Origin of the sequence: Suttonella sp. R2A3, from assembly GCF_021513215.1 — a bacterium.
Lineage (GTDB): Bacteria > Pseudomonadota > Gammaproteobacteria > Cardiobacteriales > Cardiobacteriaceae > JAHUUI01.
Map to the genome: position 1 here is coordinate 1,034,207 of NZ_CP090975.1, position 12,028 is coordinate 1,046,234.

The window sequence follows — 12,028 nt, forward strand, 5'->3', positions numbered from 1 at the left end:
ATGTGAGTGAGGATAAAGCTTGAGATGTCAACACAGGCGTATTAAAATTCATTTAGTTTTATCGTTTAATCAGGAGCCATTTCATGAATAAGAGCCGTAAAATCGTCGCCATTTTGGCGGTATTGTTGTTGAGTGCGGGTTGCGCGCGTAACACCACGCATTATATCTCAATCGATGAAGCACTCAATTCACCACAAGCCAAAGAAGTCCTCGATCCAAATATTAAGCTATATTTCGCTCGCGGGGCTGGAAATGCCATTAAATCGGGCTTAGTGAGTAATAAAAAAACCAACAGTGCTAACAAAACCGACCGTGAAGCCTGTATTTGGGCGTTCCTCTCTGCGGTCAAACAATTCCAAGAACGCGCATATGATATGGGTGGTACAAAAGTAACCAATCTGATTAGCTTCTATAAAAAGCAGCCTTATAGCAGCCAAGAAAACTTTGAATGCCATGCAGGCACAGTTATTACTGGTGTAGCGCTAAAAGGTGACATTGCTCGTTAAACGTGGTCAGCGGCAAATATCCCTCTTGAATCAATGGGAATAAATTGCTAGAATGCGCCGCCTTGCCGAATATCGGCAACTCCTTGCCATTACCAAAATGCGTAATGGCTGTTTTTCATCCATAAGGAGCACATTATGCGACATTATGAAATTGTATTTTTGGTTCATCCGGACCAAAGCGAGCAGGTCAATGCGATGGTTGAGCGCTATCGTAGTCTGATCGAAGGCAATGATGGCCAAATCCACCGTTTTGAAGATTGGGGCCGCCGTGTGTTGGCTTACCCAATCCAAAAACTGGTTAAAGCACACTACATTTTGATGAACATCGAATGTAACGGCGACACCTTAGCTGAATTGGAAAGCAACTTCCGTTTCAACGACGCGGTATTGCGTCACCTCACCATCCGTCGTGAAGAAGCTATCACTGATGCTTCTGCGATGATGCAAGAAAGCAACAAGAAATAAGGAGTTCATCATGGCCCGTCGTAGAACCTGTCGTTTCACAGCCGAAGGCGTGAAAGAAATCGATTACAAAGATCTCGATACATTAAAATCATACACCACTGAAGTCGGCAAGATCGTCCCTGCACGCATCACCGGCACAAACGCCTATTATCAGCGTCAGTTAGCAACAGCGGTTAAACGCGCACGTTTCCTCGCTTTGCTGCCATACTCTGACCAACATTAAGGAGGCAAACCATGAATATTATCTTACTCGATCGCGTGGTTGGCTTGGGTGAGTTGGGCGATAAAGTGTCGGTTAAATCCGGCTACGCGCGTAACTACCTGATCCCTCAAGGGAAAGCTACTGAAGCAACCAAAAGTAATATCGAACAATTTGAAGCACGTCGTGCGGAACTTGAGCGCCAGCAAGCTGAGCGTTTAGCTGCCTCACAAACCCGTGCTGAATCGTTAAACGGTAAAGTCCTCACCATCTTCTCAAAAGCTGGTGATGAGGGTAAATTGTTTGGTTCAGTTGGCACCCAGCAAATTGCTGACGCTGCTGAACAGCAAGGCCTAGAGCTTGAGCGTCAAGAAATCTTGATGCCTAATGGCACCATCCGTGAGCTGGGCGAATACGAAATCGACTTACAGCTTTATGGTGATATTGCTGCGCAAGTCCTCGTACGTGTGGTATTAAGCGCCTAATCTGTCGCTAAACCAACACAAAACCCGCCATTTGGCGGGTTTTTTTATGCCTAAAACATCCCTTTCTCATCATACCCTGGAAGTTGCACTGTGGTACATTATGTGCTTACCCCTTTGTATTGATAAATGCTGTGATCCGTTCTAACCGCACACCTTTTTTATTCTATTTGATCGCCGTTATCTTAGGCAGTCTACTGCCATTGGCGTTTGCACCTTTTACCTACGGTTGGTTAGCGATACCACTTATGCTTGGCCTGTCTTGGCTTTGGTTAAGCCCTTACACCCATCATCCAGGGCGGCTTGGTTTTGTCTTTGGCCTGGGCTATTTTGGCTTTGGCCTACATTGGGTGTATATCAGCCTCTATGCGTTTGGCGATGCACCGCTATATTTTGCGATCGCTGCTAATATCCTGTTAGTTACCGTCATGGCGTGTTTTCCGATGCTTTGCGGTTGGCTGCTTGGTAAGCTGAGCGCGCGAACCAGCGCATTTCGCGCCCTATTAATACCGCTTTTGTGGAGCATAAGTGAATTGGGACGCGCATATTTTTTAAGCGGTTTTCCCTGGTTGAGTATTGGCTACACGCAAACACAAGGAATCTTCAACGGCCTGGCACCGCTCGGTGGTGTATTTAGTATCGGTTTTGTACTGGTTTTGATCGTGAGTTTGATCGCCTATGCCTGGTTTAAACACCGTTTAGCCCCAGCTATTTTTGCGCTTGCACTGATTGGGATTGCACTGGCCACCCGGCTACTCGAGTTTACCACCCCAACAGGTACACCATTGTCAGTAGCGCTAGTGCAAGGCAATGTGGCACAAAGCCAGAAATTCGATCCTGAACATCAATGGGCTAACCTAGAACAGTATATCGAGCTGAGCGCACCCCGCGATGAAGCAGTGATCGTCTGGCCAGAAACCGCGATCGCTTTTATGGAAAGTGATTTACAAGACACCACACTCGCGCAACTCGATGAGCAGTTTATGCGTACAGGGCAAACCTTAGTCACAGGCATCCCTTCTGGGGACCTTGCCGAACGCATCTATTATAATGCGGTGATCACCCTCGGCAGTGGCGAAGGCCGCTTTTACAAACATCACTTGTTGCCTTTTGGTGAATACTTACCGCTACGCCCCGTTTTTGCGTTTTTTGACGACTTTGTCGACATCCCTTATAGCGATTTCACCCGTGGCGATGCCAAACAAACCCCAATCACCACTAACGGTATTCCTGCTGGGGTGTCGATTTGTTTTGAAGCGGCGTTTGGGCGTGATATACGCCAAGCGTTGCCACAAGCACAATATCTAATCAATGTGAGTAATGACAGTTGGTTCAAGGATTCGATCGCTGCTGATCAGCACCTGCAGATGAACCAAATGCGCGCCCAAGAAATGGGACGTGAAATCGCTCGCGCCACCAACGATGGGATTACCGCAGTCATCAATACCCAAGGCGCTATTCGCGCACGCCTACCACGTTTTCAGCCCGCCGTACTTTCTGAAGCCGTTCAACCTTATACCGGGCTAACGCCTTATGCGCAATTTGGCAATCAGATCGTGTTCGCAGTACTGGCGCTCTATGCTATGATGCTCGGTTTCTTTTATATCACTCATTTCCGCTATGGCAAAAACGATGCAAGAGCACTATCAAGCTCATTTGATTGAACCTGAAATCCAGCAGCACTGGGTTAAAAAAGACGCATTTAAAGCGCAACCGGACGATAATCGGGAAAAATTCTATTGCTTGTCGATGTTCCCTTATCCATCGGGCAAGCTGCATATGGGGCATGTCCGTAACTACACCATCGGCGATGTCATCAGCCGTTATCAACGCATGCTCGGTAAAAATGTCTTACAACCGATGGGCTGGGACGCTTTTGGTCTGCCGGCAGAAAATGCTGCGATCGACCGTCAGGTAGCCCCTGCCGAGTGGACCTACAGCAACATCGCTGATATGCGTGGCCAGCTTAACCGCCTCGGCTTTGCCTTTGATTGGTCACGTGAATTAGCGACATGTGACCCTGAATACTACCGTTGGGAACAGTGGTTATTCACCCGCCTGTACGAAAAAGGGATCATTTATCGTAAAAACGGTACCGTAAACTGGGACCCAATCGAGCATACCGTACTCGCTAACGAGCAGGTGGTCGATGGTAAAGGCTGGCGCAGTGGCGCACCGGTCGAGCGTCGTGAAATCCCGATGTATTACTTCAACATTACCGCCTACGCTGATGAATTATTAGACGATTTAGACCAGCTCGACGGTTGGCCTGAACAAGTCAAAACAATGCAGCGCAACTGGATTGGTAAATCGCGCGGTATGGAAATCATCTTCCCATACGCACAGGGCGAAGGGAAGCTCACCGTGTTCACCACCCGTCCGGATACCTTAATGGGCGCAACATATTGCGCGGTTGCCGCCGAACACCCGCTTGCCACACAGATGGCAAAAAACAACCCTGAGCTGCAAACCTTTATCGATGAATGTCGTCGTGAAGGTGGCGTTTCGGAGGCTGAGCGAGCCAAACAAGCTAAAAAAGGCATGTTTAGTGGTGCCTACGTTCGCCACCCAATCAGTGATCAAGAGATTCCTGTGTGGGTCGCGAACTATGTGTTGATGGATTATGGTGAAGGTGCGGTGATGGCGGTCCCTGCGCACGATGAGCGCGATTATGACTTTGCCAAGCAGTACCACTTACCCATCAAGCAAGTTATTGCCAGTGATGAAGCATTACCAAGCACAGACCACGGCACGCTGATCGATTCAGGGGTATTTGATGGCATGGATTTCGATGCCGCCTTTGATGCAATTGGCGTGTATTTAGGCGAACGTGATCTTGGTAAAACCACTATCCAATACCGCCTACGCGATTGGGGTATTTCGCGCCAGCGCTATTGGGGTTGTCCGATTCCGATTATCCACAGCGACGCCCATGGCGATATCCCGGTGGCCGATAAAGACCTGCCGGTGCGTTTGCCAGAAAACCTGATTCCTGATGGCAGCGGCAACCCGCTGTCTAAATTAGACAGTTTCACCCAAGCGAATTGCCCTATTGATGGCACACCCGCTCGACGTGAAACCGACACCATGGATACCTTCGTTGAATCCAGCTGGTATTTTGCGCGCTATTGCTGCGCAGGCAACAGCAAACAAATGCTCGACGCTGAAGCCAATTATTGGTTGCCGGTCGATCAATACATCGGCGGTATCGAACACGCTATCTTGCACTTACTTTATGCACGCTTTTTCACCAAATTGCTGCGTGATGAAGGTTTACTAGAGATCGACGAACCGTTTAAGCGCCTACTTACCCAAGGGATGGTGCTCGCGCAAACGTGGTATCGCGATGATAACGGACGCAAGCAATGGTTCAACCCTGACGAGATCAACCCTGAAACCGACGATAAAGGCCGAATTATTGGCGGTACACTACTCGCTGATGGTGAGCCAGTGGTCTACGGTGGCATGGAAAAAATGTCCAAATCAAAGAATAACGGCATTGATCCCGCCCATTTAGTCGAACGTTATGGCGCCGACACCGCACGACTCTACACCATGTTCGCCTCTCCACCAGATTCTTCTTTAGAGTGGTCAGACCATGGGGTAGAAGGCGCACATCGCTTCTTGCGCCGCCTGTGGAGCTTCTGTCATACGTTCCGTGAACACCTTGGCAACAGCGATGCTTATGATCCTGCAGCCCTTGATGACACGCACCAGAAAATCCGCCACGACATTCATGAACAGCTGCGCTCGGCGCGTTTTGACTACCAACGCAGCCAGTTCAATACCGTGGTTTCTGCGGCGATGAAGCTACTCAACCTGTTAGGCGATATCGAGCCAGGTGAGGCACAAAACGGCTTACGCAATGAAGGTGTACGTATCTTATTACTGATTCTCGCGCCGATTGTGCCGCATATCACTCAGCAGCTCTGGCAAGACCTCGGTTACGGCACGAGCATCCTTGATGCCCGCCTACCCGAAGTTGACGAAGCAGCACTTCAGCAGGACCAGATTACCTTAGTCGTGCAAGTCAATGGCAAGCGTCGTGGCGAAGTAAGTGTTGCCGCTGATGCCGACCAAGCATCGATTATTGCTGCCGCACAAGCAGCCCCAGGGGTAGCCAAACACACAGAAAACACCACCTTGCGCAAAGGGATTGTCGTTCCGGGTAAATTGGTTAATTTAGTCGTCAGCTAACAAGAGAAAAGCGGTGTTCGCGTTAAGTGAACACCGCTTTTTTAATCTCCGCTAGCCATCTTATTATTACACCTAGTGTTTTTCTTAAATATAGCAACCTCGCTAGCAAAACTCTTCTTTACCGCTATTTATCCCCAAATTAATAACGCCCTAACAAGTATCAAAAAAACACTTGCATAAAAAAATAATCATGATAATTTGTATGCGCAACTTATTAGCCTGGCTAATACAATTATTTAGAAAAACTATATTTATCTTTATCAGGAACTGGTCATGAATACTACTAATGAAATAAACACTGGGTGCATCAGCAAGAATAATACGTTTACTCGTCGTGATGAAAATCGCAACATTGCGGCACCAACTGGTAGCAAATTAAACTGCAAAACTTGGCTGACAGAAGCACCTTATCGTATGATTCAAAACAACCTACATCCCGATGTTGCTGAAAATCCTAAAAGCCTGGTTGTTTATGGTGGTATCGGCCGTGCCGCACGCAATTGGGAAAGCTACGATCAAATCCTAGCCTCACTCAAAGATCTAGAAAAAGATGAAACACTACTTATACAATCAGGCAAACCTGTTGGTATTTTCCAAACCCACGAAGATGCACCTCGTGTATTGATTGCTAACTCCAACCTCGTACCACGCTGGGCCACTTGGGAACATTTTAACGACTTAGATCGTAAAGATTTATTTATGTATGGACAAATGACCGCAGGTAGCTGGATTTACATTGGCACCCAAGGCATTGTTCAAGGCACTTATGAGACCTTCGCCGAAGCTGGTCGCCAACATTATAATGGCGATTGGAGTGGGCGATGGATTTTAACCGCAGGACTCGGTGGCATGGGTGGTGCACAACCATTAGCTGCAACCTTCGCTGGCGCAACCTCCTTAAATATTGAATGTCAACAGTCAAGTATCGATTTTCGCCTACGTACTGGTTATGTAGACAAACAAGCAGATAATCTTGATCATGCTTATGAACTGATTAAGCAGCATACCGCTGCGGGCGAGGCTATTTCTATCGCTCTATTAGGTAATGCTGCTGAGATTCTACCTGAGATAGTAAAGCGTGCGAAAGCTGGTGAAATAAAGCCTGATCTAGTCACAGACCAAACCTCTGCTCACGATTTAATAAATGGGTATTTGCCAAAAAACTGGACTGTAGACGAATGGAAAGCAGCACAAGAAGACCCCACACAGCATAATACCCTAACCAAAGCAGCTGCAGCCTCTTGCGCTATTCACGTGCGCGCCATGTTGGACCTACAAAATATGGGCATTCCAGCAACAGATTATGGTAATAACATCCGTCAGGTGGCTTTTGATGAAGGAGTAAAAGAGGCTTTTAACTTCCCGGGGTTTGTTCCTGCTTACGTCCGTCCACTATTTTGCCAAGGTAAAGGGCCGTTTCGTTGGGTTGCATTATCTGGTGATCCTGAAGATATTTATAGAACAGATCAAAAAATCAAAGAACTGTTCCCTGAAAATAACCACGTTCATCGATGGCTTGATATGGCAAAAGAGCGAATTCATTTCCAAGGGCTTCCAGCACGCATTTGCTGGTTGGGTCTGGGTGAACGCGACAAAGCTGGTCTCGCATTTAATGAAATGGTTAAAAACGGCGAATTAAAAGGCCCTATTGTTATTGGTCGCGATCACTTAGATACAGGCTCTGTCGCCAGCCCGAACCGCGAAACAGAAAGCATGAAAGATGGTACTGATGCTGTATCCGATTGGGCATTACTCAATGGCATGCTCAACGTAGCAGGTGGCGCGACTTGGGTCTCATTGCATCACGGTGGTGGTGTAGGAATGGGCTATTCACAACACTCTGGCATGGTTATCGTTGCCGATGGAACTGATGCAGCAGCTAAACGTCTAGCAAGAGTATTAGTCAACGACTGTGGCTCAGGTGTGATGCGTCATGCTGATGCGGGCTATGAACTAGCCATTAAAACTGCCAAAGAATATGGTCTCAACCTACCAATGATTAAATAACTTATCCCATGCACCAATAACATTTGATTAAGAGAAACACAATGATTGAACAAAAAACAACAAATCCTAATGATAGAACAATAGAGGCCTCATCAAAAAAACTACTGTCTAAACCAATAGCATTCATTCAGCTTATTGCGTTTAGTACGTTTGGGTTAGTGATGTTTTTTGTACCATTCACTATTGGCGGAAAACGAACAATTTTTTTTGATCACGCTGCAAGCTATTTAGTTAAACAGCAACATAATCTTTCTGTCACTTTATTGTTCTTATTAATGATATTTGGTGCAATCAAACCATTTATGGATGGTTCTTGGCAAAAAAACCTCACTCAAAAGATTTTGACTATTTTTAAAGTGATCGGTTTAATTTTAGCTGTCATGTACATAACCGGTATTGCGCCAGGCTTTATAATGGAAAAGGATATGATGCCATTTTTATTTGAGAAATTGGCATTACCTGTCGGGATGATTGTACCGATTGGCGCATTAATTTTGGCATTTTTGGTAGGATTTGGCTTACTTGAGATGGTTGGTGTGCTAATGCAACCAATCATGAGACCAATTTGGAAAACGCCTGGTTCATCAGCAATTGATGCGGTAGCTTCCTTTGTTGGTAGCTACTCTATCGGGCTCCTTATCACCAATCGAGTCTACCTACAAAAACAGTATTCGGCACGCGAAGCGATTATCATTGCGACTGGATTTTCCACAGTATCGGCAGCATTTATGATTATTGTGGCTAAGACTTTAAACTTGATGGAGTTTTGGAATATCTTCTTCTGGTCCACGCTAGTAATCACTTTCATTGTCACTGCCATCACTGCCCGTATTCCTCCTATCAGCCTTTTTGATGATAACGCTGAACGTGTGGCTCTTAATAATTTACGTGGCAGAAGATTAGCGGCAGCTTTTGAGGCGGGTTTATCTACTTCACGCCAAGCTAGTAACTTTAAAAAAATTTTATGGTCTAACTTCCAAGATGGGCTGATCATGACAGCTGCAATTATACCTTCAATTATTGCAGTCGGATTGACTGGTCTTTTATTAGCTAAATATACACCTGTATTTGACGCTTTGGGTTTGTTACTTTATCCGTTTACATGGTTAAGTGGGTTATCAGAACCTCTTGTTGCTGCCAAAGGCATGTCAGCAGGTCTAGCTGAAATGTTCTTGCCTGCCTTATTACTAAACGAAGCAGATGTATTAACGCGCTTTGTTGCGGGAGTCATTTCTATTAGTAGTGTGTTATTCTTTTCTGCCATGATCCCTTGTGTGTTAGCAACACAAATTCCTGTTTCTGTTGGAAAAATGGTCATCGTATGGTTTGAACGAGTAGTATTCAGTATCATTCTCGCAGCCGCTTTTGGTCATTTGGCCATGTACTTTAATTGGATTAGCTAGAACCTAAACCAATTAAAATATCGATACATTGTTTCCAGGAATGAATAATTAACAAATACCACGATGACTAACAATAACATTACTTCTATCAAAAAACTTACCCTGCAACCTCGCCAACTAAGCTTTGAGATGTTGCGCGATATTTACAATCATCCAGTTAATCTGACCTTGTCTTCCAGCGCTTATGAGGCGATAGATGCTTCTCATGAGAACGTCCGCACCATTATTGGGCACGATAAGAGCGCTTATGGCATTAACACCGGTTTTGGTTTATTAGCAAAGACCCGTATTAGCGATGACCAGCTTGAGTTACTTCAGCGTAACCTTATCATTTCTCACGCTGTCGGCACAGGTGAGGCGTTACCAGAGAATGTCGTACGCTTAATCATGGCCATGAAAGTAGCCAGCCTCGCTCAAGGTGTATCTGGTGTGCGCCGTGTGGTGGTCGATAGTTTACTCGGTCTAATTAACAATCAAATTACGCCCCATATCCCTGCCAAAGGCTCAGTGGGCGCTTCAGGAGATCTTGCTCCTTTATCGCATATGACACTGGCAATGATGGGCGAAGGCCATGTTTTTGTTGCTGGTCAAAAAGTCCCTGCTTCTGAGGCGCTAGCACAATGTGGTCTTGAGCCCATTACCCTAGCAGCCAAAGAAGGTTTAGCGTTGATCAATGGCACTCAAGTTTCTACGGCATTGGCATTACGTGGCTATTTCTTATCACGCGATTTACTTGAAACAGCTACTATCGTTGGTTCTATGTCAATTGATGCCGCCAAAGGTTCGGACGCACCATTTGATGCGCGAATTCATGAAGTGCGCGGTCATCATGGGCAAATTGAAATTGCCAAAGCTCATCGCCAACTAATAGGTGGCAGTGCTATTCGAGATTCTCACAATAACGAGCAAGATGATAGAGTGCAAGATCCTTATTGCTTACGTTGCCAACCACAGGTTATGGGTGCTTGTCTTGACATCATCAATCAAGCAGGCAATACGTTATTAATTGAATCCAATGCCGTAACCGACAACCCACTGATTTTTAACAACGATGATGGCCCGGTTGCTATCTCTGGTGGAAACTTCCATGCGGAGCCGGTGGCCTTTGCTGCTGATATGCTTGCTTTAGCGATTGCTGAGATTGGCTCGATGTCTGAACGCCGTGTGTCATTACTGATTGATGCAACCTTGTCAGGCGGATTACCGCCCTTCCTTGTTGACAATGCAGGCGTCAACTCTGGATTTATGATTGCACATGTGACTGCAGCAGCACTGGCCTCAGAAAATAAATCTATCGCACATCCAGGCAGCGTTGATAGTATTCCAACCTCTGCTAACCAAGAAGATCATGTATCGATGGCAACCTACAGCGCGCGCCGGTTATATGAAATGGCGCACAACACTGCTACCATTATCGGGATTGAGCTATTAGCGGCGGGGCAAGGTATTGATTTTCATCGTGGCTTAAAAACCTCAGAAGCATTAGCAACAGCACATCAGAAATTGCGCGAACAAGTGGCTTTTTATGACAAAGATCGCTACCTCGCTTCTGATATTGAAACAGCCAAACAATTGGTATTAAATGGGGCTCTTACCAAACACTGGCAGTCATTGCGTAGTGATTGGTATCTATCTAAATAAGCAATTATTGATTAAAACCATAATAACGAAAAGGATTCAATGATGACCACAATGACTGTTCACCACAGCGCTGCTGATATGGGTCGATGGACAGGCCGCACAGAGCATTTTGAGACAGCTCGCGCCTGTTACTGGTATCAGCTGGCACAACCTTATCAACAGCAACATATTGGGCTGATTGGCTTTGCTTGTGATCAGGGCGTTAAACGTAATCAAGGGCGTGTGGGCGCCAAAGCCGCACCTCCTCTGATTCGTCAGGCATTTGCAACGCTGCCCGTTACTGCGAATCTACAGCAACGCTTTGATGATACATTGCAAACCCTACTAGGCGATATCGGTGACATTCACTGTGAAGATAATAATGGTTTTGCTGAACATGCTCTCGAACAGGCGCAAAAACTATATGCTGATAAAGTGAGCCATACTATTCAGCAAGGCAGTCTACCTATTGGACTTGGCGGTGGGCATGCCATTGCTTATGGTAGTTTTCTGGGGTTATGGCAAGCGCTGTTAGCAGCAAAAACCAATCCTACCAATAGCACCTGCAATACCGATAATAATATCAATACAATGCCCACTATCGGGATCATTAATTTTGATGCTCACCTAGATATTCGCCAATCTGATGTTGCAACCTCTGGTACCCCATTTCGCCAAATTGCCGAACATCTCAAAGGCGAGAATCAGTCATTTAATTATTGTTGCATCGGTGTCAGCCGATTTTCCAACACTGTGGCTCTCTTTGATCGAGCTAGCCAGTTAGGCATAGAAATGATCAGTGACGAAGATTGCACAAATAAAACCTGGGAAAATATTGCAACTCAAATAGAAACCTTTATTAACAAAGTTGATGCGCTCTACTTAACCATTGATATGGACTGTTTACCTGCCAGTGTCGTTCCTGGCGTCAGTGCACCAGCAGCGTACGGCATTGAGCTTAGTTTCGTTGAACGCGCTATCAAACTTATTATGGCATCAAATAAAGTAAAGGTAGTTGATATTGCAGAAATCAACCCAACCTTTGATATTGATGGACGCAGTTGTAAAGTGGCCGCCCGCCTACTAGCAACTGTTATTGAGCAGCACTTATTGACTGTATAATAAATTTACATGCTTATCTGACTACTG

10 protein-coding genes are annotated in these 12,028 nt (G+C 45.9%); all 10 read left to right on the forward strand.

The window, feature by feature from the left end; all coding sequences use genetic code 11:
• Positions 1-83 precede the first annotated feature (83 nt).
• The 10 genes from L0B52_RS04790 (at position 84) to hutG (ending at position 12,001) form a co-directional block, all read left to right on the forward strand.
• Positions 84-506 (forward strand): excinuclease ABC subunit A, encoded by a 423-nt coding sequence (locus L0B52_RS04790; RefSeq protein WP_235063612.1) that lies wholly within the window; start codon positions 84-86, stop codon positions 504-506.
• A gap of 135 nt (positions 507-641) precedes the next feature.
• Positions 642-971, forward strand: coding sequence for a 30S ribosomal protein S6 (rpsF, locus tag L0B52_RS04795; RefSeq protein ID WP_235063613.1), 330 nt, complete (start codon positions 642-644; stop codon positions 969-971).
• 10 nt (positions 972-981) lie between these two features.
• Positions 982-1,194 carry a 30S ribosomal protein S18 gene (gene rpsR / locus L0B52_RS04800; protein WP_235063614.1) on the forward strand — a complete coding sequence of 71 codons (213 nt, stop codon included), beginning with the start codon at positions 982-984 and terminating at the stop codon, positions 1,192-1,194.
• A gap of 11 nt (positions 1,195-1,205) precedes the next feature.
• The gene (gene rplI / locus L0B52_RS04805) at positions 1,206-1,655 is read left to right on the forward strand and encodes a 50S ribosomal protein L9 (protein WP_235063615.1); all 450 of its coding nucleotides are present in this window, start codon (positions 1,206-1,208) and stop codon (positions 1,653-1,655) included.
• A 131-nt stretch (positions 1,656-1,786) separates the two neighbouring features.
• Positions 1,787-3,316 (forward strand): apolipoprotein N-acyltransferase, encoded by a 1,530-nt coding sequence (gene lnt / locus L0B52_RS04810; RefSeq protein ID WP_235063616.1) that lies wholly within the window; start codon positions 1,787-1,789, stop codon positions 3,314-3,316.
• A complete protein-coding gene (gene leuS, locus L0B52_RS04815; protein ID WP_409202319.1) occupies positions 3,285-5,849 on the forward strand; it encodes a leucine--tRNA ligase in 2,565 nt (854 codons plus the stop codon). Before lnt ends, leuS begins: the two co-directional genes overlap by 32 nt.
• Before the next feature lie 273 nt (positions 5,850-6,122).
• Entirely contained in the window at positions 6,123-7,856 is a 1,734-nt protein-coding gene (gene hutU, locus L0B52_RS04820) for a urocanate hydratase (RefSeq protein ID WP_235063618.1), read from the forward strand.
• A gap of 41 nt (positions 7,857-7,897) precedes the next feature.
• A complete protein-coding gene (locus L0B52_RS04825; RefSeq protein WP_235063619.1) occupies positions 7,898-9,259 on the forward strand; it encodes a YjiH family protein in 1,362 nt (453 codons plus the stop codon).
• A gap of 78 nt (positions 9,260-9,337) precedes the next feature.
• Positions 9,338-10,900: a histidine ammonia-lyase gene (hutH, locus tag L0B52_RS04830; protein WP_409202320.1), complete on the forward strand. Its 1,563-nt coding sequence runs from the start codon at positions 9,338-9,340 to the stop codon at positions 10,898-10,900.
• Between the two features lie 42 nt (positions 10,901-10,942).
• Positions 10,943-12,001, forward strand: coding sequence for a formimidoylglutamase (hutG, locus tag L0B52_RS04835; protein ID WP_409202321.1), 1,059 nt, complete (start codon positions 10,943-10,945; stop codon positions 11,999-12,001).
• The last annotated feature ends 27 nt before the right edge of the window (positions 12,002-12,028 follow it).

Coding starts and splice junctions, on each gene's coding strand:
- L0B52_RS04790 (WP_235063612.1), top strand. CDS start 84: ATGAATAAGAGCCGTAAAATCGTCGCCATTTTGGCGGTATTGTTGTTG.
- rpsF (WP_235063613.1), top strand. CDS start 642: ATGCGACATTATGAAATTGTATTTTTGGTTCATCCGGACCAAAGCGAG.
- rpsR (WP_235063614.1), top strand. CDS start 982: ATGGCCCGTCGTAGAACCTGTCGTTTCACAGCCGAAGGCGTGAAAGAA.
- rplI (WP_235063615.1), top strand. CDS start 1,206: ATGAATATTATCTTACTCGATCGCGTGGTTGGCTTGGGTGAGTTGGGC.
- leuS (WP_409202319.1), top strand. CDS start 3,285: ATGCAAGAGCACTATCAAGCTCATTTGATTGAACCTGAAATCCAGCAG.
- hutU (WP_235063618.1), top strand. CDS start 6,123: ATGAATACTACTAATGAAATAAACACTGGGTGCATCAGCAAGAATAAT.
- L0B52_RS04825 (WP_235063619.1), top strand. CDS start 7,898: ATGATTGAACAAAAAACAACAAATCCTAATGATAGAACAATAGAGGCC.
- hutG (WP_409202321.1), top strand. CDS start 10,943: ATGACCACAATGACTGTTCACCACAGCGCTGCTGATATGGGTCGATGG.